Annotated in this window: 22 protein-coding genes, 1 tRNA gene and 1 other RNA gene; 13 read left to right on the forward strand and 11 right to left on the reverse strand. The window is 58.5% G+C overall.

What is annotated here, in order from left to right; all coding sequences use genetic code 11:
* Positions 1-37: 37 nt before the first annotated feature.
* Positions 38-1963, forward strand: coding sequence for a primary-amine oxidase (locus ACVWYZ_RS01590; RefSeq protein ID WP_457465675.1), 1926 nt, complete (start codon positions 38-40; stop codon positions 1961-1963).
* Between the two features lie 134 nt (positions 1964-2097).
* Here ACVWYZ_RS01590 and ssrA read toward each other — a convergent pair.
* Positions 2098-2499: a transfer-messenger RNA gene (gene ssrA / locus ACVWYZ_RS01595) on the reverse strand.
* Between the two features lie 100 nt (positions 2500-2599).
* Between ssrA and ACVWYZ_RS01600 the strand changes: the two genes are divergently transcribed.
* Positions 2600-2671 (forward strand) — tRNA-Lys (locus tag ACVWYZ_RS01600).
* 2 nt (positions 2672-2673) lie between these two features.
* On the opposite strand, the gene gatC is transcribed toward ACVWYZ_RS01600, so the two are convergent.
* The 3 genes from gatC to ACVWYZ_RS01615 all read right to left on the reverse strand — a co-directional run bounded on the left by gatC (position 2674) and on the right by ACVWYZ_RS01615 (position 4064).
* Complete coding sequence (gene gatC / locus ACVWYZ_RS01605) at positions 2674-2967, reverse strand: Asp-tRNA(Asn)/Glu-tRNA(Gln) amidotransferase subunit GatC (RefSeq protein WP_414350806.1); 294 nt, start codon at positions 2965-2967, stop codon at positions 2674-2676.
* Between the two features lie 97 nt (positions 2968-3064).
* Positions 3065-3586, reverse strand: coding sequence for a photosystem I assembly protein Ycf3 (locus ACVWYZ_RS01610; RefSeq protein ID WP_414342688.1), 522 nt, complete (start codon positions 3584-3586; stop codon positions 3065-3067).
* Positions 3587-3779: 193 nt separating this feature from the next.
* Complete coding sequence (locus ACVWYZ_RS01615; protein ID WP_414342689.1) at positions 3780-4064, reverse strand: chlororespiratory reduction protein 7; 285 nt, start codon at positions 4062-4064, stop codon at positions 3780-3782.
* Positions 4065-4187: 123 nt separating this feature from the next.
* On the opposite strand from ACVWYZ_RS01615, the gene trpS reads away from it, so the two are divergent.
* Positions 4188-5183, forward strand: a complete 996-nt coding sequence (gene trpS, locus ACVWYZ_RS01620) for a tryptophan--tRNA ligase (RefSeq protein ID WP_414355741.1) — start codon at positions 4188-4190, stop codon at positions 5181-5183.
* A gap of 27 nt (positions 5184-5210) precedes the next feature.
* Here the strand turns inward: trpS and ACVWYZ_RS01625 are convergent, their stop codons facing one another.
* Positions 5211-6224: a DMT family transporter gene (locus ACVWYZ_RS01625; protein WP_457465676.1), complete on the reverse strand. Its 1014-nt coding sequence runs from the start codon at positions 6222-6224 to the stop codon at positions 5211-5213.
* A gap of 77 nt (positions 6225-6301) precedes the next feature.
* On the opposite strand from ACVWYZ_RS01625, the gene truB reads away from it, so the two are divergent.
* The gene (gene truB / locus ACVWYZ_RS01630) at positions 6302-7219 is read left to right on the forward strand and encodes a tRNA pseudouridine(55) synthase TruB (RefSeq protein WP_457465677.1); all 918 of its coding nucleotides are present in this window, start codon (positions 6302-6304) and stop codon (positions 7217-7219) included.
* Between the two features lie 239 nt (positions 7220-7458).
* Positions 7459-7962, forward strand: a complete 504-nt coding sequence (apcB, locus tag ACVWYZ_RS01635; protein ID WP_011433791.1) for an allophycocyanin subunit beta — start codon at positions 7459-7461, stop codon at positions 7960-7962.
* A 22-nt stretch (positions 7963-7984) separates the two neighbouring features.
* Here the strand turns inward: apcB and ACVWYZ_RS01640 are convergent, their stop codons facing one another.
* Positions 7985-8749, reverse strand: a complete 765-nt coding sequence (locus ACVWYZ_RS01640; RefSeq protein ID WP_457465679.1) for a TIGR03943 family putative permease subunit — start codon at positions 8747-8749, stop codon at positions 7985-7987.
* 461 nt (positions 8750-9210) lie between these two features.
* On the opposite strand from ACVWYZ_RS01640, the gene ACVWYZ_RS01645 reads away from it, so the two are divergent.
* The gene (locus tag ACVWYZ_RS01645) at positions 9211-10002 is read left to right on the forward strand and encodes an ABC transporter permease (RefSeq protein WP_457465680.1); all 792 of its coding nucleotides are present in this window, start codon (positions 9211-9213) and stop codon (positions 10000-10002) included.
* Positions 10003-10326: 324 nt separating this feature from the next.
* Here ACVWYZ_RS01645 and metH read toward each other — a convergent pair whose 3' ends face one another.
* Positions 10327-13977 carry a methionine synthase gene (metH, locus tag ACVWYZ_RS01650; RefSeq protein WP_457465682.1) on the reverse strand — a complete coding sequence of 1217 codons (3651 nt, stop codon included), beginning with the start codon at positions 13975-13977 and terminating at the stop codon, positions 10327-10329.
* 634 nt (positions 13978-14611) lie between these two features.
* On the opposite strand from metH, the gene rpoD reads away from it, so the two are divergent.
* From rpoD to ACVWYZ_RS01670, 4 genes are all read left to right on the forward strand, one after another.
* Positions 14612-15823: an RNA polymerase sigma factor RpoD gene (rpoD, locus tag ACVWYZ_RS01655; RefSeq protein WP_457465683.1), complete on the forward strand. Its 1212-nt coding sequence runs from the start codon at positions 14612-14614 to the stop codon at positions 15821-15823.
* A gap of 84 nt (positions 15824-15907) precedes the next feature.
* Complete coding sequence (locus ACVWYZ_RS01660) at positions 15908-16186, forward strand: hypothetical protein (RefSeq protein WP_011433785.1); 279 nt, start codon at positions 15908-15910, stop codon at positions 16184-16186.
* Positions 16183-16968: an adenosylcobinamide-GDP ribazoletransferase gene (locus ACVWYZ_RS01665; RefSeq protein ID WP_457465685.1), complete on the forward strand. Its 786-nt coding sequence runs from the start codon at positions 16183-16185 to the stop codon at positions 16966-16968. Before ACVWYZ_RS01660 ends, ACVWYZ_RS01665 begins: the two co-directional genes overlap by 4 nt.
* Before the next feature lie 278 nt (positions 16969-17246).
* Positions 17247-17705, forward strand: coding sequence for a molybdenum cofactor biosynthesis protein MoaE (locus ACVWYZ_RS01670; protein WP_041436693.1), 459 nt, complete (start codon positions 17247-17249; stop codon positions 17703-17705).
* Positions 17706-17711: 6 nt separating this feature from the next.
* Here the strand turns inward: ACVWYZ_RS01670 and ACVWYZ_RS01675 are convergent, their stop codons facing one another.
* Together ACVWYZ_RS01675 and ACVWYZ_RS01680 are read right to left on the reverse strand one after the other, a co-directional pair.
* Entirely contained in the window at positions 17712-18644 is a 933-nt protein-coding gene (locus ACVWYZ_RS01675) for a bifunctional riboflavin kinase/FAD synthetase (RefSeq protein ID WP_414384440.1), read from the reverse strand.
* A 33-nt stretch (positions 18645-18677) separates the two neighbouring features.
* On the reverse strand, positions 18678-19163 hold the full coding sequence (locus ACVWYZ_RS01680; RefSeq protein WP_011433781.1) for a CGLD27 family protein: 486 nt from the start codon (positions 19161-19163) through the stop codon (positions 18678-18680).
* 182 nt (positions 19164-19345) lie between these two features.
* Between ACVWYZ_RS01680 and ACVWYZ_RS01685 the strand changes: the two genes are divergently transcribed.
* Both ACVWYZ_RS01685 and hpxZ read left to right on the forward strand, forming a co-directional pair.
* Positions 19346-20362, forward strand: a complete 1017-nt coding sequence (locus ACVWYZ_RS01685) for an FHA domain-containing protein (protein ID WP_457465687.1) — start codon at positions 19346-19348, stop codon at positions 20360-20362.
* A gap of 149 nt (positions 20363-20511) precedes the next feature.
* Positions 20512-20949, forward strand: a complete 438-nt coding sequence (hpxZ, locus tag ACVWYZ_RS01690; protein ID WP_457465689.1) for an oxalurate catabolism protein HpxZ — start codon at positions 20512-20514, stop codon at positions 20947-20949.
* Here the strand turns inward: hpxZ and ACVWYZ_RS01695 are convergent.
* The gene (locus tag ACVWYZ_RS01695; protein ID WP_414344504.1) at positions 20901-22013 is read right to left on the reverse strand and encodes an ATP-dependent 6-phosphofructokinase; all 1113 of its coding nucleotides are present in this window, start codon (positions 22011-22013) and stop codon (positions 20901-20903) included. The two genes, hpxZ and ACVWYZ_RS01695, sit on opposite strands and share 49 nt — an antisense overlap.
* Before the next feature lie 482 nt (positions 22014-22495).
* Between ACVWYZ_RS01695 and ACVWYZ_RS01700 the strand changes: the two genes are divergently transcribed.
* Positions 22496-22855: a pentapeptide repeat-containing protein gene (locus tag ACVWYZ_RS01700; RefSeq protein WP_414355752.1), complete on the forward strand. Its 360-nt coding sequence runs from the start codon at positions 22496-22498 to the stop codon at positions 22853-22855.
* Between the two features lie 29 nt (positions 22856-22884).
* Here the strand turns inward: ACVWYZ_RS01700 and coaD are convergent, their stop codons facing one another.
* Entirely contained in the window at positions 22885-23364 is a 480-nt protein-coding gene (gene coaD, locus ACVWYZ_RS01705; RefSeq protein WP_011433776.1) for a pantetheine-phosphate adenylyltransferase, read from the reverse strand.
* Between the last annotated feature and the right edge of the window lie 4 nt (positions 23365-23368).

Genomic DNA, 23368 nt, shown 5'->3' on the forward strand with positions numbered 1-23368 from the left:
CCAGTCGAGTGAATCTGCTTTGCTTGGCCAGGCTTCATTGCCCCAAGGCCACCCCTTGGATCCCCTCAGTGCTGAGGAGATGCGGCAAGTGGTGCAGATCCTGCGCCGGCAACGGCCCCTCAGTTCTCAGGGGCGCTTTGTAACCATCCAGCTACACGAGCCGGATCGGCCTTGGATGGAAACTTGGCAGCCGGGGCAGCCGTGGGATCGGCAGGCTTTTGTGGTGCTGTTGGATCCGGCCAGTGGCAACACCTACGAAGCCGTGGTCTCTCTGTCAACACAGCAGGTGCGCTCTTGGCAGCTCGTTCCGGGCGTGCAGCCCCCCCTGTTGGATGATGAGGTGTACGCCTGCGACCGCCTGCTCAAGGAGGATCCCCAATTTTTGGCGGCTCTGCAGCGGCGGGGGATTGCCGATGTGGATTTGGTGATGGTGGACTACTGGACGGTGGGCTACTTCGGGATCCCGGAAGAAGAAGGGCGGCGGCTGGTGCGAGGCTTTTGTTTCCTACGTACTTCCCCTTGCGACAACGGCTATGCCCGCCCCATCGAGGGGCTCTACCCCTGGATTGACCTCAACCGCATGCAAGTTGTCAAGGTGGAGGATCGGGGTCTGTGGCCCTTGCCGCCGGAGTCCGGTAACTTCGACGAGCTGTTTTTCAAAGATTTTCGCCAAGACTTGAAGCCGCTAGAAATCACTCAGCCCCAAGGGGTGAGCTTCCAGGTGGACGGCCACCACATCCGCTGGCAGAAGTGGGATCTGCGCATCAGCTTTAACCCGCGAGAAGGGCTGGTGTTGCACCAAGTGAGCTATGAGGATCAAGGCCGCCTTCGCCCCATTCTCTATCGGGCTTCGGTAGCAGAGATGGTGGTACCCTACGGGGATCCGCGGGATCCCCACTTCCGCAAAAATGCTTTTGATGTGGGGGAATACGGCATTGGCATGCAGGCCAATTCCCTGCAGCTGGGCTGCGACTGCTTGGGAGAGATCTACTACTTCGATGCCTGGTTGCCCACCAACAGCGGCGAGCCCATGCTTTTGAAAAATGCCGTCTGTATGCACGAGGAGGACTTTGGGGTGCTCTGGAAGCACACCGACTGGCGCACGGAACGGGCGCAGGTGCGGCGCTCGCGGCGGTTGGTGCTTTCCTTTTTCACCACCATTGGCAACTACGACTACGGCTTTTTCTGGTACTTCTACCAGGATGGCACGCTGGAGTTTGAAGCCAAGCTCACCGGCATTATCAACACTTGCGCTACGTTGCCGGGGGAAGAGCCGGAGTTCGGCGTCTTGGTGGCACCCCAATTGTCTGGCCTCAACCACCAGCACTTTTTCACTGTCCGCCTCGATATGGCGGTGGATGGGCCGTGCAACTCCCTCTATGAAGTGCATGCAGAACCTCTGCCTCTGGGGCCGGATAACCCTCACGGCAACGCCTTTCGCGCCCGCTCCACCCTGCTCAAAACCGAGCAGGAGGCTAAGCAAACGGTGGATCCCTTGCGAGGTCGCTACTGGAAGATTGTCAACCCCAATCGCCACAACCGCCTGGGACAGCCGGTGGCCTACAAACTGATGCCGGGGGAAAACGTCCAGCTTTTGGCCCACCCCGACTCTTGGCTGTACCGACGGGCGGGCTATCTGGCCCACCACCTCTGGGCCACGCCCTACCATCCCGGCGAGAAGTTCCCAGCAGGGGACTACCCCAACCAACACCCCGGTGGCGAAGGGCTGGTGAAATGGACGCAAGCGAACCGATCCCTGGAAAACACCCGTCTGGTGCTCTGGTATAGCTTTGGCTGCAATCACTTCCCCCGCACCGAAGACTGGCCGGTGATGCCGGTTAGCTACATCGGCTTTATGCTCAAGCCCCTAGGCTTCTTTGAGTGCAACCCGGCTTTGGATGTGCCCCCGCCTCCGCCAAAGATCAAAGGCTGCTGCAGCTTGAGTCATTCCAACCAGCAGTGAGCGCCATATCCACCCCCTGTCCCTCATCGCGCTGACCGAATCGGGATCCAACGGATTTGGGTGGGCTGTCAAGAATATCAAAAAGCCCAGAAGCCTTGCTGTGTAGGAACTTCTGGGCATTGTCCAACTTTGGGAAATGGAGCTGACGGGAGTCGAACCCGTGTCCGAGATGGGTACTGAGGGATCACTCATTCACAGGTTTAGCCTCTTTGACCCTCGAGGCGGGGATCGCCGTTTGGATCCCGGCGATGGGAGTTCTCCGCCTGATCTTGGTCTCTCCCTCGACGGAGCCGGAGTAGAGAGCTGCACCCGTTGGGGTTGTGATCCGCCCACTTAACGGGGTCGTGAGCAGATCCTCGAGCTCAGAGTAAGTTTTCGGTTACTGAGCCTTAGGCAGCCAAAGCAGCCGCTTTACGAGCAAAGGGTACGACGTTGTTCGCACGTACTTTTTTGAGCCTGGTGGTAACGGGATAAGCTCAATCCCGACCTGCATCATGAACCCATGTTCGCCACCCCGTCGAAACCGTTACAGCCCCAGGGTTGACTTGAGTCCAGCATAGCAAGATTTTTGGGGATACGGCCAGAACCTTTGCGGATGTGACAGAAGCTTTGCTAATATGACGAAGCTGCAAACTTGGGTCGGTAGCTCAGCGGTAGAGCACTCGGCTTTTAACCGATTGGCCCAGGGTTCGAATCCCTGCCGACCCATGTCAGTCTTCCCCTTCCAAAATGCGGGGCACCTTGAAGAACATGTCTGCCCGGTCAGGGGCGTTGGCCAGGATCCCTTCGATATCCGGGTAGGGCTCGACTTCATCGGGGCGGGTGGGCAGTTCCATGTCCAGGACGTGAAAGGTGGGCTCTACCCCCTCCGTGTCCAGCTCCTTCAGTTGCTCCACGTAGGCCAAGATGTCTGCTAGCTGCTCTGTGAACTGGATCTCTTCCTCCTCGGTCAGCTCCAGACGAGCCAAGTGAGCAACATGTTGGACTTCTTCCCGTTTCAGCATCCTCTCCTCCGGCTCCCAGATTATCGACTTGACTTAGCCCAGGGTAGCCGAGATCAACCGTTCGCGTTAACGGAACGGAGTCCTTCTGCAGGAAAGCTCAGTACACCTCCAGGTTGGCGCGCCCGGTGGTTTTCAGCCAGTTTTGGGCCTCGATGTAGTTGTTGGGGGCAATGCGAATGGCCCGAATCCAGTACTGGGCAGCCTCGTTGAACAGGGCCTCTGCTGTTTCCTCATCCCCGGCTTGCAGGCTCAGCTCGCCCTTGTGGTGCAGCAATACGGCAATGTTGTTCAGGGCAGAGCAAAGTCTTGGGTTTAACTCCAGAGCTTGGTGATAGTACTCCAGAGCCTTGTCCAGTTCGCCGTTGCTCTGGTAGATCAGGCCCATGTTGTAGAGGATGTAGCTGCGGTCTTCTTCCCCTTGCTCGAGGGCGAGGGCTTCTCTGTAGTTTTCTAGGGCCTCGGCATATTCTCCTTCGCTCTGAGCGGCCATGCCATCCCGGTAGTAGGCAAAGGCTTTCTTTTCCTCGGAACTCACCCCTGGCAGCAGCTTCAGGATCAGATCGGCCATGACGGTGAAGGTCTTGTCAATGAAGTTGTCGTTCTTCATGCTGCGCGGCATGGCTGACCCCTTTTAAGTTTAGGACTAAGGATCTCTACTCTTGCGTTGTATCACGCCCAAGGCGGGATCCGAAACACAACCCCGTACTGCCCGCCCCACCTCTGGTGAGGTTTTTGCTATGCCTGCGGGAGGGGAACTGCAACGCTGCTGCAACGAGGCTGCGAACGGCTTGGCCAAGGAACTTCCGAGCCTGTTAAGACCGTGTCGAGGAGCGCTTGCTCAGGCGCACAGGATGCCACTGCACGGTTTCGCCGGGGCAAACCTCGAGCTCACAGGCGGTGTCGATCAGCCGCTGTGCCTGCGCTTGAGGGGTGGGATAGCGGGCCAGATCTGCATCCACCAGGTGGGGATGTTCCTGCAACAGCCGCATGAGAAACTCCTGCAATTCCTCGGGGCTGAGAAATTGCTCCGGCAAGCCCGGGATCAGCAGCACATAGTGGTTGGCAGCACGCAACAGTTCGGGTTCTGAGTCTGACATGGTGTGCGGTTGGGCGTCTTCCTTCCATCATGAACCAACAGGTTGCGCCTCTCTTGATATCCTGAAAAAGACTTTCCTTGCTCTTGTCCTCCGTCTTGTTGGCGTTTGAGATTTGCTTTCCCTATGGCCAAGCCGCGCACCCTTTCTGGCATTCAGCCCTCTGGCGAACTGCATTTGGGCAACTACTTGGGGGCAATTAAAAACTGGGTGGCCGAGCAGGAGCACTACGAGAACTTTTTTTGCATCGTCGATCAACACGCCATCACCGTCCCTCAGGATCCCAAGCTGCTGAGGGAGCGTACCCGTTCGCTGTTTGCCCTTTATTTGGCCTGCGGTCTCAGCCTGGAGCATTGTGTGCTGTTCGTGCAGTCCCATGTGCCTGCCCATACGGAGCTGGCCTGGCTGTTCAACACCATCACCCCCATGAACTGGGCGGAGCGCATGATCCAATACAAGGAGAAGAAGGAAAAACAGGGGGAGGAGACCAGCGTTGGCTTGTTCAGCTACCCGATTTTGCAGGCGGCAGATATTTTGCTCTACCAACCCAAGTATGTGCCGGTGGGGGAGGATCAGCGGCAGCATATTGAGCTGTGTCGGGACATCGCTCGCCGCTTCAATGACCGTTTTGGAGAGGTGTTTCTGATCCCAGAGGCCCTGATTCGTCCGGAGGGGGCGCGGGTGATGAGCTTGACCGACGGTACGCGGAAGATGTCCAAGTCGGATCCCTCGGATTTCAGCCGTATTCATCTGCTGGATGACCCAGATACCATCCGCAAGAAGATCCAAAAATGCAAGACCGACCCCATTCGGGGCATTACTTTTGACGATCCGGCTCGTCCCGAAGCCCACAATTTGTTGACGATTTACATGCTCACCTCCGGCAAAAGCAAGGAGGCGGTGGCGGCTGAGTGTGCCGAGATGGGGTGGGGGCAGTTCAAGCCCCTCCTTGCCGACAGCATCATCGCTGCCCTGGAGCCCATTCAGCAGCGCTACCGGGAACTGTGGAGCAACCCGGACCACCTGCTCGTTCTGATACGGGAGAATGCCGCTAAGGCCCGGGCCATCGCCGAGCAAACGCTACAAAGGGTGAGAGAGGCCATGGGGTTCTTGCCCCCCTGAGGGATCCCTGCCCAAGCTTTGATGGGATCAGTCGGGGTTGCCATCGCGGATCTCGACGGTGCTCAAGGCGCTCACCAGCCAGTCTAAACCCAGCTCTGAGAGGATCCCTTTCCAGCCCAGGTGGAGGCGCTCCTGCCATTCTTGCCGGTGGTTAATCAAATACACGCAGACCAGAGTGATGCCCACTCCCAGCCATTGCAGCCGCGTCAGCGATTCCCCCAGAAAGGTGCTGCCAAACAGCAGGGCAAAGATGGGGGTGAGGAAGGTCAGGGAACTGAACTCGGTGAGGTTTTCCTGGGAGGCGAAATAGAAGAAGAGGGCATAGGCCAAGGCGCTCCCCATCACCGAAGCGTAGAGGAGGCCCAGCCAGTGGATCCCGCTCAGGTGTTGCCATTGCTGGGTTTCTGTTAGTGCTGACAGCAGGATCAACGGCAGGCTGCCCAACACCATGTGCCAGCCCGTCGCCAGCACCGGATCCGCCACCTCCGCCACCTTGGGCATCATCACGGTGCCAACTGCCATCGACAGGGAGGCCATCAACATCCAAACGACGCCGGCCCCCAACTGCAGGGATCCCCCACCGGATAGGCCGATGAGGCCAATGCCGAAAACCCCCAGCCCCAGGCTCAGCCAGCCCAGGGATCCCATCCGCTCTCGATAAAACCAGGTGGCCATCAAAGCCACCGCCAGCGGCTGCGAGTCAATGAGCACGGATCCCAGGCCCGCCCCTGTCTCTTTCAGCCCTTGGGCCAAAAATCCCTGAAAACATGTGCCATCCACCAGCGCAAACGCCAACACCCATAGCCAGCCGCGCAGCCCTCTGGGATGCCAGGCGTGAGACGCAGAACCCCGCCCCTGCCAGAGCCGAAAGGCCAGAACCAGGATCCCTGCCGGCAACAACCGCAGAATGGCAATAAAGAGGGGGGTGGTCTCGGAGAGGGCATCTCGCATCACCACCATCGCCGAGCCCCACAGGAAAAAGGGGGCAATCATCAGGAGGCGTTGCCAGATAGGCTGAAAGAACAGGTCAGACTGAGCCATAGGTGCTTCAAACTTGGAGACGGAAGTTAACCCCATGTTAAGCGCTGGGGCAGCTCAGTTACAAATCTTAACTGTTGATGCATATTATGCCTGGCATGGGATCCCTGGAGGGCTTTCTCAACCTGGACAAGCCGGCGGGGCTCACCTCCCACGACTGTGTGGCAGTGGTGCGGCGGGTCTTGCGCACCCGCAAGGTGGGGCATGGGGGCACCTTGGATCCGGCGGCAACGGGGGTTTTGCCGATTGCGGTGGGACGGGCAACACGCTTTTTGTCGTTTTTGTCGGGGGATAAGGTGTATCAAGCAACCTTCCGATTGGGACAGCGCAGCGACACCGACGATGCCGAAGGGCAGATCCGGGTGGGATCCCCTTGTCCTGGGTTGAGTCGCGAGCAGGTAGAGCAGTGCTTGCGGGAGTTTACCGGCGAGATCTGGCAGGTGCCGCCCCTCTACAGCGCCCTTAAGCGCCAGGGGAAAAAGCTCTACCAGTTGGCCCGTGCCGGCGTGGAGGCTGCGGAACTCCAGTTGGAACCCCGACGGGTGGTCATTCGGCAACTGCGCATCCTGGGCTGGCGAGCCGGAGACTTTCCGGAAGTGGATCTAGAAATTGCCTGTGGCCCCGGCACTTATATCCGTGCCCTTGCCCGCGATGTGGGGGAAAAATTGGGCTGTGGAGGGCTGATGAGCCGGCTGCGACGGCTGCAAAGTGGCCCCTTTCGCATCGCAGAAAGCCTGCCCCTGGAGAAATGGCAGGGATCCGCGGATCCCGCTGCCGCCCTGTTGCCCATCGAGTGGGGATTTGCCGATTGGGGTGCGGTACAGCTCTCTTCCGCCGAAGCGAAGCAGTGGCTGCAGGGTCAGGCCATTCCCCTCGACCGGCCCATTATCGGTGCCCCTACTTTGCGGGTGCTGGATGAGGAGGGCAAGTTTTTGGGCTTGGGGTACGGTCAGGCAGGTCAGCTCAAGCCGCTGCGGGTGTTGTCGCCGGATCCCTAGAGTGTTGCAGAAAGGTTACATTTTTGTAACAACATTGGCCATTGTCTCAGAGGGAAGTGGGAAAGAAACCCCCGCATGCTAAACTTCTGAGGGCGAATGGGAGCCTGAAGCGTTGCCGTTGCCGGGCTCTGGTTCAATTCTCCAGGGCTGACCTTTGGATGTTGTCCGGCAAAATCTCTTCTCATTTTTTCATCTCAAGCTACTTTACAAAATAAAGTCACAAGAATGGAGCTGGGGATATGCGGGATGCCGTAACCACGCTGATCAAAACCTACGACCTGACGGGCCGCTACTTGGATCGGGAGGCAATGGATGCGCTCAAGGCTTTTTACGACTCGGGGCTGCGGCGCATCAAGGCCGTAAACGTGATCAATCTCAACTCAGTGGATATCGTCAAAACGGCTGCTGCGGCCATGTTCGCCCAGGTGCCGGATCTCATTCGTCCGGGAGGCAACGCCTACACCACCCGCCGCTACGCCACCTGTTTGCGGGATATGGACTACTTCTTGCGCTACGCTTCCTACGCGCTGGTGGCTGCCGACAACAGCATTTTGGATGAGCGAGTCTTGGCCGGCTTACGGGAGACCTACAACTCCCTCGGTGTGCCCATCGCCCCGACGGTGATTGGCATTCAAAACATGAAAACCCGCACCCTGGAGCTGCTTGGCTCTGGCGAAGACTACAGCTTTGTGGCCGAGCCCTTCGATTACCTGAGCGCTAAGCTGAGCGAAACCGATATCTAAACCGATATCTAAGCGCCTGCTCTTATTCGTCGGCATAGGGGTTTGGCGGCACCGGTATCGGCTCCACCTGCTCGGCAGCGATTACCAACTGAGATTGGCCATCCCGCTGCTCCACAGCCATGCGCCCCTCCAGACGCAGCCAACTGTCGGCAGTTAACTGTTCTGCCTCTGGCCAGCGCACCGGCAAGCCCACGGGGTAAGCATCGGCAGCACAGCAGCTAACCAAAAACCGAGCAATAACAAAGTGGTCGGGTCGCTCGTCAGGAATGACGAACCCCTGCACCCGCACCGGCTGGTCTTCATAGGTGTAGGGATCCGGGTAAACATCCAAGGTGCGCACCCAGTCCAGCAGAGTTCGCTGACGGGGGTCGAGCTTGGGGCGAAAAGCCTGCGGCTGGCTACGAGATACCCCCAGATAGGGAGATACCCCTCGGTTGAGGGCAGTTTGGCTGGAGAGTGGTCGTGGCTCGACCCAAAACCCCAGCAGTGCTGTCAGGATCAACAGTCCTGCGCCCAGCCGCGGCCCCAGTAGCGAGGAATGGACTTCAGAAGAAGGGACTTTGGCTCCTCGCCAACGGCCAATCCCCAAGCCCAACAGACACAGCCCGGCCAACAGCGCCACATTCACGTAGCCGGGATTGATCAACATCAGCAGGGTGCCCCGCCAGCGATAGACGATCAGCAGGATCCCTAGCAACATCAACCCAACCGCCTCCCAGTAGGCTGTATTGCCCCACCGCAACGGTTTGGACTCCGTCCCGCTGACGCGACCGACAGGCCGAGACATACCCTTGGTTTTCGCGTGCGGTTCCTCTGGATTTTGTTTTTCTCGAAGACGACCAGAACTGCTTTTGGGCATGGGTTGCAGCTTTTTCACACCACTCCGAGCCTAAGTTTAGCAATCCTCGCGGAAGTGCCCACTGCCGGCGTTGGGGAATGCCTGTGCTGCCAATTTCCCAGTCACAGGTATCGGGTTGCCCGAATAAGGCAAGGACTCCGTCCCCCTAACGCGAACAGCAAAACATTTCGTTTGGCTCACGTTCTTTGATTGCCGTCTTTACAGCTTCAGGGATCCCATCATCAATTCAACAAATCCAGCCACAGATAACCTCACATTGATATCCCATTGATAACGGACTTTAGCGTGATGGACAGGGTTGTAGGCGGGTGTATAAAGCCTAGGGAGTTGCTGCAATTTTGGCAGCCTGCTCTACAGTGGGATAGACGCAACTGAGATAGCACACGCGAATGTTGGCAAGGATACCTAGCTGGCTGCGGGGAGTCAGCTATGCCATCTATGGTTTTCTCTACCTGCCAATTCTGCTTATTGCGGTCTATTCCTTTAACCGCGCCCGCTTTGGCCTGGCGTGGACAGGTTTTACCTTCGATTGGTACTTGGCTCTCTTTCGGAATGCCCTGGTCTGGCAGGCCACGCAAAATACCCTCGTCCTGGCGTTGGTCAGCACGCTGGTCAGCACGCTGCTGGGATCCCTGCTGGGCTATGGGCTGTATCGCTATCGCTTCCCCGGCAAAAAGGCGGTGCAGGGGCTGCTGCTCTTGCCGGTAGCCATTCCGGATATTGTGATGGCCATTGGGCTGCTGCTGTTTTACCAAGTGGTGCGTGCCTACACCGGCTGGTTTGAGCTGGGCCTGGGGACGATGATCTTGGCCCACATTACGTTTCAGATTGCTTTTGTGGCTATTGTGGTGCGCAGCCGTCTCCAACTTTTGGATCCCGCCCTGGAAGAAGCAGCCCATGACCTCTATGCAAACACCTGGCAAAAGCTACGCTATGTCACCTTGCCCTTGGCCATGCCAGGGATCCAAGCTGCCGCTTTGCTGGCTTTTACCCTTTCGATAGATGACTTTGTCATCTCCTTTTTTACCAGTGGGCCGGAGAGCCTGACCTTGCCAATTTTGATCTACAGCACGGCGCGACGAGGAGTTACCCCGGAAATCAATGCCCTCTCCACCTTGATCATTCTGGTTACCTTGATCTTGGTCGTGGGCTTCCCCCTGCGGAGTGCTCCGCACCGCTGACGCGAACAGCCGCTCCCGCCTGGGATCCCGCTAGCCGTTCTCGACAGTTCCCCCTCTCCCCCTGAGAGAGGTTGGAGATGAGGGCGTGACATACTCCCATCGCTGACCCTACGGGTACAGCGTGGGCTTCTCGCTTCATCGGGGAGCCTACGCAAGAACCCTCCACGAGCAGACACGGAATGCCCTACCGCGTAGTTGCACCAGATTCCGGCAAAAGCCGTTTTGTGCAAGTACTCCCATCATACACCATGTGGGGGTATCTGTATCCCGACACTGACTCTACGAGTACAGTGCGGGGCTTAGCTACCCCCACACCCCGACAAGCTAAGTGTTGAAGTAGCGGGCTGCCGGATGGTAAGCAACGATGGCAGTGGTGGACTGTTCCGGATCCAATTGATCGCTTTCGTCCATGGTGAGGCCAATGCGCTCGGCCTGGAGCAGCTCCAGCAGAACCCGTTGGTCGGCAATGTTGGGGCAGGCGGGATAGCCGAAGCTATAGCGGGATCCCCGATAGCCCTGGTGCAGGATCTTGCGGATGTCGGGGCTATCTTCGTGGCCGAACCCCAGCTCCCGCCGGATGCGGGCATGGCACCATTCCGCCAGGGCTTCCGCCAGGGTCACAGCCAGGCCGTGGAAATACAGGTAGTCGGTGTACTGGCCCTCGGCAAAGAGGCGCTGGGCATAGGCGGTGGCCTCTGGGCCCACCGTAACCGCCTGCATGGGGAAGACATCTACTAGGCCAGTGGAGCGATCGGCAAAGAAGTCAGCGATACAGTAGCGGTGGCCGCTCTTTTGGCGGGGGAAGGTGAAGCGGGCCAGCTCCCGCACCTGGGGAGAAAGCTGGGGCCGCTCGACCGTCGGCAGTTGGAAGTAGGTGGTGGAGTCGGGCTCCAGGGCAAACAGCTCCGGGAAGCTGGCCGGGTCGAAGAGGATCAAAGTGTTCCCCTCTGCCTGGGCCGGGAAATAGCCGTAGACCACTTGGGGGTGCAGCAGATCTTCTGCCAGGATCCGCTCCTTCCAGCGCTCGATCACCGGCTCCACCTGGGTGGCGATAAACTCGGCAAACTCCTCCGCCGACTGGTCGCGGGGCTTGCGAATCTGCCATTGTCCGGCCACCAGGGCCTGCTTGTCGATGTAGAAGAAGACTTCCGGCCAAGGGATCTGATCTGAGGTGAGAACCTGGGATCCCCAGAAAGGCGGGATGGGTCGCTCGGTCTCCAGGGCAACGGCTTCAGAGCGGCGGGTGTCTTGGGACTCGGAGAGGGTGAGGGCGGGAGCAGCTCCCACGGTGGTCTCCGCAGGGGGCAGGCTGGGATCCGTTTCCTCTGGAACCCAAGAAGCCTCTTTCTGGCCATTGGCAGAGGGGGATCCCTGCTCCAAGTCATCCAGAAAACCCAGCCGGTCGTCCCAGCGGCCAGCAGCTTTGGCCTGCATCAGCCGATCCATAAAGTGGAGATCGACGAAGGCGTCGCGGCCATAGATCACCTGGCCTTTGTAGGTCTTGCGGCAGTCTTCTTCCACAAAGCGGCGGGTAAGGGCCGCCCCTCCTAGGATGACCGGCACGGTGATGCCCCGCTCGTTAAACACCTCCAAATTCTCTTTCATAAAGGCCGTGGATTTCACCAACAGGCCGCTCATGGCAATGCAGTCGGCCTTGCTCTTTTCATAGGCTTCGATGATGTTCTCCACCGGCTGCTTGATGCCCAGGTTGATGACTTTGTAGCCGTTGTTGGTGAGGATGATGTCCACCAAGTTTTTGCCGATGTCGTGGACATCCCCCTTGACGGTAGCGATCAAGAAGGTGCCCTTGCACACTCCCCCCTCCACCTTTTCCATGAAGGGCTCCAGGTATTTCACCGCCGCTTTCATGGTTTCTGCCGATTGCAGCACAAAGGGCAGTTGCATCTTGCCGGCACCGAACAGCTCCCCCACCTCTTTCATGCCATCCAGCAAAAAGGTGTTGATGATCTCCAGGGGGGGATAGTTCTGCAGCGCCTCTGCCAAGGTTTCTTCCAGGCCAATCCGCTCGCCGTCGATGATGTGCCGCCGCAGCCGCTCCTCCAGGGGTAAATCTGCAAAAGATCCGCCAGAGCGCAGTTCCTTCCCGGAAACGCCCGCAAACAGCTCCGTCAGCCGCGCCAGAGGATCGTAGGTGCAAATGCCCTCAGCGTTGAACGCTCGCCGATCCCAGATCAAATCCCGACACACCTGCTGCTGCTCTTCGGGGATCTTGTTCAGGGGCAGGATCTTGGCGGCACTGACGATAGCGGCATCCAGGCCGGCCTCGCGGCACTCGTGCAAAAACACCGAGTTCAACACCACGCGGGCTGCCGGCGAGAGCCCAAAGGAGATGTTGGAAATGCCCAAGAGAATGTGGGTCTCCGGGAAAGCCTGGCGGATACGGCGGATCCCTTCCAGGGTGGCTGCTCCGTTGCTACGGTCTTCCTCGATGCCGGTGGAAATGGGCAAGGCCAAAGGGTCAAAGAAAATCTCGTAGGGCGGGATCCCGTACTCAACCGCCTGACGATAGGCGCGCTCGGCAATCTGGAACTTCTTGTCGGCAGTGCGGGCCATGCCCTCTTCGTCGATGGTGCCGATGACCACCCCGGCGCCGTAGGTTTTGGCCAGCTCCAGCACCTTTAGGAAACGTTCTTCCCCATCCTCGTAGTTGGTGGAGTTGAGCAGACATTTGCCTCCCGCCACCTTGAGGCCCGCCTCCATCTTTTGCCAATCGGTAGAATCCAGCATCAGGGGAATTGGGATTTGGGTAACCAGCCGCGAGACCAGCTCCCGCATATCCCGCACGCCATCCCGGCCCACGTAGTCCACATTCACGTCCAGGATGTGGGATCCCTCCCGCACCTGCTCCCGCGCTAGGGCCACCAGGCCGTCCCAGTCTTCGGCGTTGAGCAGCTCCCGCATCTTTTTGGAGCCGCTGGCGTTGAGGCGCTCGCCGATGATTAAAAACGAGTTGTCCTGCAGGTAGGGCTGAGGGGCATAAATCGAGGCAGCAGCCTGGATCCGTTCGATGCTACGACGTTTGGGCCGCAACCCCTGCACGGCTTCCACCAAGGCGGCGATGTGCTCCGGACGGGTGCCACAGCAGCCTCCCACCACTGCCACCCCCAGATCCCGCACAAAGTGCTCCAGGTGGAAGCGCAACTGCTCCGGGGTGAGCTTGTAGTGGGCTTTGCCGCCGATGTTTTCCGGCAGGCCAGCGTTGGGGATGCAGGAGATGGGGAAAGGAGAATGGCGGGACAGATAGCGGATGTGTTCGACCATCTTGTCTGGGCCAGTGGCACAGTTGAGGCCCAGCACATCGATGGGATAGGGCTCCAGGATGGCCAGGGCCGCCCCGATCTCCGTGCCCACCAGCATTGTCCCCTGCACCTCAAAGGTCAGGGACACCACCACCGGCAGGCGGATCCCTCGCTGGGCAAACTCCTGCTGCACGGCCACCAGGGCCGCCTTGGTCTGCAAAATGTCCTGGCAGGTCTCGATGATGAGCAGATCCACCCCGCCGTCGATCAACCCCCGCACCTGCTCGGCAAAGCTGGAGCGCATGTCGTCAAAGCTGATGTGCCCCAGGGTGGGCAGCTTGGTGGTGGGGCCGATGGAGCCGGCCACGAAACGGGGCTTTTCCGGCGTCGAAAACTCGGCTGCTACCCGCTTGGCCAAACGGGCTGCTGCCACGTTCAGCTCGTAGGCTTTTTCCGGGATCCCGTACTCGGCCAAGACGATGGAGGTGGCCCCAAAGGTATTGGTCTCAACAACGTCGGCCCCCACTTCCAGAAAGCCGCGGTGTACCCGCTCCACCGCCTCCGGCTTGGTCAGCACCAGCATCTCGTTGCAACCCTCCAGCTCCGGCCCACCAAAATCCGCTGCCGTCAGGTTCTGGGCCTGGAGGGAGGATCCCATCGCCCCATCGAAGACAATTACACGTTCCTGGAGACAGTGCAGGAAGGGATGGGTCATAGAAGTCAAAGACAGGCAGGGTGTCATCGACCTAGAGTCTGATTTAAGTTAGCATCGAGCCATTTGCCCGGACTAGACCGAGGGGCCAGGGATCCCATCTTGGCCATTGTTGAGGTGAATTTAACATTTTCTTTGCCTGCCCCGTTGCTGTTTCCCCCAGGTCGGGCTAATTTAGGGAAGACGTTTTGGTGTGAACGGCTACAGTTGCTCGCAAAGGCTCCCCCCAGAGTCGTTTGCTGCCTGCTGTAGAGCGATCTTCTCCTCGCAGGTTGGAGTGGTTGAGGTGCTGAATGTTCCGTCCCCTTGGTAAAGTGCCTCGCACTCCGTCGCAGGATAGACGAAGAGAAAGATCCACCTTTCGCCACCTCGAGAGGCCCCGTCCATCAAGACGAGTCTTGCGCCAGTTCAGTTGAGCTCCATGAGCGATATCTGCTTCCAGATTGACCCGAGCAATCGGTTATTCAGAAGCGGGCAGGCTGGCCTAGGGCAAGTCAGGCTTTGGCTTGCGGATATCGGCTCCCTCACTCTGGCGTTGTGGGATGCAGCAGAGCTGCAACTTGCTCCTCTCCCTTTGGCGTCTAAGCTCCCTTAGTCACCTTCATTTGTCTGTGATTAGGATCACGAGGAACTCAGCATGGCTCAAGCAAAGGAATTGGTGAAATCGGGTAAAACAGCTCTTCTCGAACCGGATCTGGAAAATCCACCTTCCAGCGCCCTGGAGTTGGACACCGAGACAGATACCCTCGAGAGCGAACTGGATACCGGTGACACTGATGCTTTTGATGAGGATGACGACGACGAAGAGGCAGCAGAGGAGGATGGAGAGGCTGCCGCCGCCGGTGCCAAAGGTCGCTCAAAGCGCAAAGCTGCCAGTAAGAAAAAGCCCTACACCGATGACTCTATCCGGGTCTACTTACAGGAAATTGGGCGTATTCGGCTGCTGCGGGCCGATGAAGAAATTGAGTTGGCCCGAAAAATTGCCGATCTGCTGGAGCTAGAGCGCGCTCGCGAGGCCGTTTTTCAGCGCATGGGCCTCTGGTCAGACCCAGAAGAAGTGCCGGACACCCTCTGGGCAGAGGAGGTCAAGATGTCCCTGCCGGAGTTTCGGCGGCGGTTGCATCGGGGGCGGCGGGCCAAAGAAAAGATGGTGCAATCCAACCTGCGTTTGGTGGTGTCCATCGCCAAAAAGTACATGAACCGGGGCCTGTCTTTTCAAGATCTGATTCAGGAGGGATCCCTGGGCCTGATCCGGGCAGCCGAGAAATTCGACCACGAGAAGGGCTACAAGTTCTCCACCTACGCCACCTGGTGGATTCGACAGGCCATCACCCGTGCCATTGCCGACCAATCCCGCACCATTCGCCTGCCCGTCCACCTCTACGAGACGATCTCCCGCATCAAAAAGGTGACCAAGTTGCTTTCTCAGGAATTGGGCCGTAAGCCCACCGAAGAGGAGATCGCCACCCGCATGGAGATCACCATCGAGAAGTTGCGCTTTATCGCCAAGTCGGCCCAGCTCCCCATCTCTTTGGAAACCCCCATCGGCAAGGAAGAGGATTCTCGGCTGGGAGACTTTATCGAGTCAGAGGGGGAGACGCCGGAGGATCGGGTGGCCAAAGTCTTGCTCAGAGAAGATCTGGAAAGCGTTTTGGAAACCCTCACCGCCCGCGAACGGGATGTGTTGAAGTTGCGCTACGGCTTGGATGATGGCCGCATGAAAACTCTGGAGGAAATCGGCCAGATCTTTAATGTCACCCGCGAGCGGATCCGGCAGATCGAGGCCAAAGCCCTGCGCAAGCTGCGCCACCCCAACCGCAACAGCGTGTTGAAGGAATACATCCGGTGACTCTGGGGCCCATTCCTTCTAGCTCTCAGGGAGAGCCGGGGCAAGGGATCCAAGAGAGTTCCCGGCCCCCTAAGGCAGACTGAGTTGGAACTGCCAACCCGCGCGATGGAGGATCTTCAGCATGAACTCGAACCAGACTCCGCGGATCCCAGTCTTTCTGAAAAAGCAGCCCTCTTTCTGGTGTTGGCCGCGGTGGGCGCCATCGGAGCTTTGGTGGCCAAGCTCACCATTGTCAAGCTCACCATTGTGGTGGGGCGCACCGTTCGCAAGGATTCCTATTTTCTCTCCCAGAGGGCTGGATTGGCGGATCCCTTTACACAGACTCAAGGACTGAGCGATTGCGGCGCTTCTGGGCAGCCTTGACTTTCTACACGGCCCTGCCTCTGGGGTGGGTCGGAGACTTGCCGTTTGAGGGCATTGCCGCCTGGCTGCCGGGGGTAGGTGTGTTGCTGGGCGGGATCCTCTCCTTGGCCGGGATCCTGCTGCAGGTTTTCCCCAATCCGGTGCGGGCCGCTTTGCTCTTGGCCCTATGGGTTCTCTTGACCGGTGGGCTGCACCTGGACGGGGTGGCCGATACTGCCGATGGCTTGGCGATCAATGTCCACAAGAATCCTTACAAAGGGGATCCGGAACGTTCAACTGAGGATGGGCAAAAATCTGACTTGCAGGGATCCCGTCGCCGCCTGCAGGTGATGAGCGACAGCCACACTGGGGCCTATGGGGTGCTGGCCTTGGTGCTGGTGCTGCTGCTGAAATTTGCTGCCCTGAGTAGCCTTCAACCTTGGCCCCTCTTGCTGCTGGTGCCTGCTTGGGGGCGTTGGGGCCAGTTGCTCGCCATTGCCCTGTACCCCTACCTGCGCGAGCAGGGATCCGCCCGCTTCCTCAAGGACTCCACCTCCTTGCCGGGATCCCTGTGGCCGGGCACTCTGCTTGTGCTGGCCATCACCGGGGGGTTGGGCTGGGCTGGGATCTTGGCTTGGCCCCCTTTGCTGCTCTGGACGCTGGGATCCGCTCTGGGGGCTTGGGCCGTGGGCTATTGGATCTACCGCCAGTTGGGAGGGCACACGGGGGACACCTACGGGGCTACGGTGGAATGGTCAGAAGCGATAGCATTGCTGTGGGGATCCCTTATTGGGCCATCATGAATCTGATACATTTACGCTGAACACTGCTGAACATCACTGTTCAACTATGCAGCGATAGCATTCTGTTTGTTTCCAAACAGAATGGCGGTATCCCGCAAAGCTTTGAGTAGAATACCCAAAGCGCAGTTTCCGTGTCGTCTTACTACCAATTTTCTGCTTTGCTTTGGCTACCATGTTGGCAGACTCGAAAGTAAACAGAAAGATCAACTGGTAGTAATCCGTACTGAACATATTATACATTATTTTCAGTATAGTTGAGCTTATTATTGACTAGAGTCATGCTCCTGACCGTCCTGAAGACTTCCTTCCAGATTACCCTGGCTCCCCTGTCCATCGACCGTGTCCACCAAGAGGCCTACCATCCGGGCAATGGGGCCGTGGTGGTGATGAGCGGCACTGTTCGAGACAACACCAATGGCCGCCCTGTCGATTACCTGGAATACCAAGCCTACGAGCCCATGGCCCTGAAGGTCTTCGCCGATATTGCCCGACAAATTCAGCAGCGCTGGCCAGATGCCAACAGTGTGGTCATCCACCACCGCATCGGCAAGCTGCGCATTGGCGAGATCAGCGTCTTGGTGGCGGTGGGCACCCCTCATCGGGCCGAAGGGTTTGCTGCCTGCCAATTTGCCATCGACACCCTCAAGCACAACGCCCCCATCTGGAAAAAAGAATACTGGCGAGATGGCACCAGCGCCTGGGTGAGCCTTGGCGCTTGCGAGCTCTCTTCGGCATAGATCCCCCTACACCATACCCACTTGCTCAGCCAAACCCAATTGCTGGCGGGCTGTTTGGCAATCTTGCTGAATTTGCTGAATCAAATCTGCCACCGTGGGAAATCTCCGCTCTGGGCGGATAAAGCCCCGTAGCGCCACCCGCACCTCTTGCCCGTAGAGATCTCCTGTCCAATCCAATAGATGCACCTCGACGGTGTGCTGTAAACCGGCAAAGGTGGGCCGATGGCCAATGTTCATCACCCCAGGCAGAGCTGCCGCAGCAGCAGGCACATCCACCCAAACGCTGTACACCCCATCGCGGGGCAAAAACTTCTCCGGAGGCAAGCGGAGGTTGGCGGTGGGAAAGCCCAGTTGTCGGCCCCGCTGATCCCCTTGCACCACCTCTCCCATCAGACGATAGGGGCGACCCAAGAGCGCTTCGGCAGTGGACACCTCCCCAGTCGCCAAGGCAGCTCGAATGCGAGAGCTGCTCACCCGTTCCCCGTTCAGTTTCGCCTCCGGGATCACCTCCACCGGAATGCAGCGCTCGGATCCCCAAGCCTGGAGCGTTTGGGCGTTGCCGGAGCGACGGTGACCAAAGCAAAAATCCCAACCGACGCTGAGATGGCGAACGCGCAGGCCCTGTTCAAGTACCGTTTGGATAAACTCTTGGGGGGGCTGGCAGGCAAATGCAGGGGTGAAGGGGAGCAGTACCACCTGCTCAAAGCCCATTTGCGCCAACAGATCCAGCTTTTCGGCAGGGGGAGTGAGCAACAGCTGAGGCCGCCTCGTCAAGACTTCCTGGGGATGGGGATGAAAGGTGAGGACAGTACGTACCCCCTGAAGAGAATCTCGAATCGGCTGCAGCACCTTCTGATGGCCCAGATGCAAGCCATCGAAGTTCCCGATGGCCACAGCGGTGGGTCGCAAGGTTTGAGCCAGATCAGAAGTGATGTGCACTGTCCGGGATCCTAAAAACAGCCAACCAACTGCCTACCCCAGAGGCCACAGCAGGGCCACCAACCCACTCAAGCCCACTACGCCCCACAAGCTCCGTCGCAGGCGCTGCAACACAGGGTCGATCTGATACCTGACAATCAGCCGATGCTGAGCCAGCTCCTCTTCTGACTTGGCATACATCGCCCCATCGTACCAGCCACTTTCTTCATAGGGAATCTGGGCTTGTACCAAGCGCCGCCGCACATAAGCCCATCCCAAGTAGAGATGGAGCAACACCAGGCCGAGCAAGACATTGGCCCCCAGCACCGACCCAGAGACAAAGTGGCCCCAATCTCCGGCAAAGCTACTCCAAACCAGCGGGGAAACCGCCAGCACAACAGCTCCCCAAACCCCAAAGATTCGTTTTAAGTAAGGGATCCACCCCAAAGCAGGCCAGGAAAAAGGAAAGGCTTCCCTCAGCTCTGCATATTGCCGGAGCGGCTGTTGCTCAGCGGGAATGGGATGGGAGGGATCCAGCATAGACCTTAACGTATCTACACAAAATGATACCGGTCGGGTCGGCCCCCCGCCAAGCCCATCCTCAGACCTCCATCTCCCAGCAGAGGCGGCTCAGAAATCGAGCCCGGATACCCCCCATCAACCGAAGGCAAGCGGGGTATCGTATTTATTGAAGTGTGGTCGCGTCTACAACTTATCCCATCATGAGCGTCACAGGCGAATCTGCCGCCACCGCCGCACCCTATGTAGTCTTAAAAGAGCCGGATGGCAGCCAAAGAAAACACGTTCTCTCGGGAGCGACCGCTTGGACCCTAGGCCGTGATGAGGACAACGCCATCGTCTTGAGCGATCCCAGCGTTTCCCGCCAACATGCCCTGCTGCAATACCTCGACAACAACAGCATCTATCTCATCGATCTGGGCAGCCGCAACGGCTCGTTTGTCAACAATCGCCGCGTCAGCATTCCCACCCTGCTGCAGGATGGGGATCACCTCATCCTTGGACAATCCCAGCTGGAGTTCCACAGCGGATCCCTGGCCAGCTCAGAACCCAGCCCCGCGGCCAAACCTTCGGACACCCTGGTTTTACAAACCCGCTGGCTGATCTCGGTGGCGGTGGTCGATGTGCGAGGGTACGGACAACTGACTCAACAACTGGACGAGCGCCTGCTTTCCCAGGTGATGGGAGATTGGTTCCGGCGGGGGGGGGATATCATTCAGCAGTACGGGGGCACTGTCGATAAATACATTGGCGATGCGATTATGGCCGTTTGGTTCCATGTGCCCCAAGCCAACACTGCTTCTCTGGGCACGGAAGTGCCGGGAATTCACCTCGATGTGAAGTCGGTTTTGCAGGCCATAGCGAAGCTGTTTCAAATGACCGAGCAGCTGAACGGTGAGTTTCCGCTGCCTTCTCCCATTCGTCTGGGGGCAGGGGTCAACACAGGCTCGGCGATCGTGCGCCAGGTGGGCAACAACACCCGCCAAGAATATACGGCTCTGGGAGATACGGTGAATTTGGCCTTTCGCATCGAGAGCGCTACCCGCACCCTCAACGCCGACCTGGCGATCAGCCAGGACACCTATACCTGCTTGGCCAAACAGCTGGGGCAGGCAGCCGCCTGCTTCTCCCATCAGGCTGTGGAGCTGAAGGGGTATGCCCACCGCCATCAGGTGTACTACTGCGATGTGCGGTCTTTGCAAGCCGTTCTCAGCCCCTAGACTTGGATCCGACTACCCGGAGATGTCTTGCCGCTGTCTGCTGTCTGACAGAGCAAGGTGGGGGATCCCGCTGTTCTTTTAGAACCTCCTGCTGCTCCTTGAGCCGATAAGATGGCAAGGCCCATCTCGACTGCACAAGAGCCTGGCCCATGAGTGTGGTGAATCGCCCCGAGGTGGTGGCAGAGCTAACCGAACTCTACCATCAGTACGAAGCTGCCCTGACGAGCAATGATGTGCCCACCCTGAACCGCCTGTTTTGGGATGGCCCCCAGGTGGTGCGCTTTGGTGTGGGGGAAAATCTCTACGGGGGAGAGGAGATCAAGGCTTTTCGCCAACAGCGCCCTCCCACGAATTTGGCCCGCGAGATGCTGCGTTTGCAGGTGGTCACCTTTGGGGAAGATTGCGGCTCGGTCACCCTAGAGTTTCGCCGCCTGGTGAACGGGATCCCTCGCTTGGGCCGCCAAAGCCAGATGTGGTACAGGTTCCCCGATATCGGCTGGAAGATTGTCTCTGCCCACGTGTCGTTTTTGCCGGAAGATCAGGGGGAAATGCTGCGCAAAAGCTGCGGATCCACCTCGCCCACGTAGGTATTCAGCCCAATGGCCGTGGCGATCAAAGCCCCATCCACCTCCACCCGCCGATACTGGGAGATGGCCTCTGCCAGGGGCACATCCACCACCCGCCGATTTTGCCAGGCCACCATGCGGTCGTATTTGCCTTGGGCGATCAAGTCCACAGCAGCCACCCCAAAGGCTGCTCCCAGCAGGCGATCCAGAGGAGAGGGCGTACCTCCCCGCTGCAGGTGGCCCAAAACCATAACCCGCGTCTCGATGCCGGTGCGCAGGGCGATCTCGTTGCCGATGTAATGGCCGATGCCGCCGTAGAGAGACTGCCCCAGGCTGTTGGTGTAGGTCACCGGCTCCCCCGACTCGGTGCGAACTGCCTCCGCCACCACCACGATGCTGAAGTTATTGCCCCGCTCTTTGCGGTCGCGGATTCTTTTGCAGACATTCTCCAGCTTGTAGGGAATTTCCGGGATCAAAATCACATGCGCCCCCCCGGCAATGCCGGCGCTGATGGCAATGTGACCGGCATCCCGCCCCATGACTTCCATGACCATGACTCGGCTGTGGCTGATGGCCGTGTAGGTGAGCTGATCTAGAGCTTCCACAGCCACGCTCAAAGCCGTGTTGAACCCCACCGAGTACTCGGTGGCACCGACATCGTTGTCGATGGTCTTGGGGATCCCGACAAAGTTCCAATCCCCCTGCAGAGCCAGTTGCCGGAGAATGGCCAAGCTGCCATCCCCCCCCACCCCGATCAGCGCATCCAACCCAAGCCGGTGGTAGCCGGTGATCACTTCTGCCGAGCGATCCACCAAGCTGCCATCGGGCATAGGGTAGGCGAAGGGGTTGCCTTTGTTCACGGTACCCAAGATGGTGCCGCCGTAGCGCAAAATGCCGGAAACCCGCTTCACATCCAGCAGCTCCGCCTCCACCGGTCGAGCCATCAGTCCTGCCGTCGCATCTTTGATGCCATAAACTTCCATATCGTAGTCGCGGGCCCGCCGCACCACTGCTCGAATCACGGCGTTGAGGCCGCCACAATCGCCGCCACTGGTGAGGATCCCGATTCGCTTACGTTTGGGCATAGAGCTCTGGTTGGAGAAAGGTGAACATACTGAACAGAGATATGGGTCTACATCGATTGCAGAGAATCCCTACTCGATACAAGCGACGGATGTGAGCCAGTCGATCATTCATTATCCCGGTTCAGCCGGCCCTGGAGAAACACCCTCTGGCCGAGAGCCTGCTGAAAAAGGAGAAGTTGAGGGATCCATACAACCCAGCAAGATCAGGTCAGCTTGCGCTCCCGGTGGGGCTTGGAGTTGGCGATCAAGCCCAGCCGTTAAGCATCCTTCACAAAAAGAATTAAGAAACATTGCCGCACAAGCTGCCGATTGGGAAAGCCTTCGATATCTCTGAGGATAGATCTTTCCAAAAAAAACTTGGGGGCAACAATCCACTCAAAAACTGAAATCATTTGTTAAGCAGGGATGATCAAAACCCGGCCAACCCGATGATAGGGATGAGGATAGAGATAAGGCATCCAGTCTGATTTGGGAGCAGTACCATGACTCAAACCATTGCCCAGTGTGCTCTACAAGGGGCCTCAGAGTTGCTCAGCCGCTACCGGCAGGGAGAGCGCCATTTTCCCCAGTCCTGCTTGGAGTATGCCTTCTTGAGGGGGGCCGATCTGCGAGGGGCCAATCTCGAGGGATCCGATTTGCATGGGGCTAACCTGCGCTACGCCAACCTGCGGGGCAGCAATCTGGCAAAGGCCGACCTGCGCTGTGCCGACCTGCGCTATGCCGACCTTGAGGGAGCCTGCTTGGAAGGGGCCAATTTGAGGGGATCCCTCTACAATCACAGCACCTGCTTCCCGGTGGGGTTTGATCCGGTGACGGCAGGGATGCAGCCCTTTGAATTTTGATTGGGGAAGGAGAGGGGATCCCTGAGCCCTCAGGCCAAGGGAAAGCGCTCCCGCAAATCTCGAATCACCGGAGCGGGCACCAGATGATCGATGGGGCCGCCCAGCTTGGCGACCTCCTTCACCAGGCTGCTGCTGACAAAACTGTGCTCGCTGGCGGTGGCAAGGAACAAGGTTTCCAGTTCGGGAGCCAAAAGCTTGTTGGTGTGGGCCATTTGCAGCTCCACATCGAAGTCCGACAAGACTCGCAAGCCGCGCACGATCACCTTTGCCCCCCGTTGACGGGCGTAGGCCACCGTCAGACCTGAAAACGTATCAACCTCAACATTTTTGAGATGGGCCGTGGACAGGCTAATCTGGGCTTGCCGCTGCTCGGGGCTGAACAGAGGGGTTTTGTTGGGGTTTTTCAAGACGGCGACAATCACCTTAGAAAAGAGACGACTGGCTCGCTCGATAACATCGAGATGCCCAAGGGTAATGGGGTCAAAGCTGCCGGGGTAGAGGGCGATCATGGCC

Source organism: Thermostichus sp. MS-CIW-37, assembly GCF_054060065.1.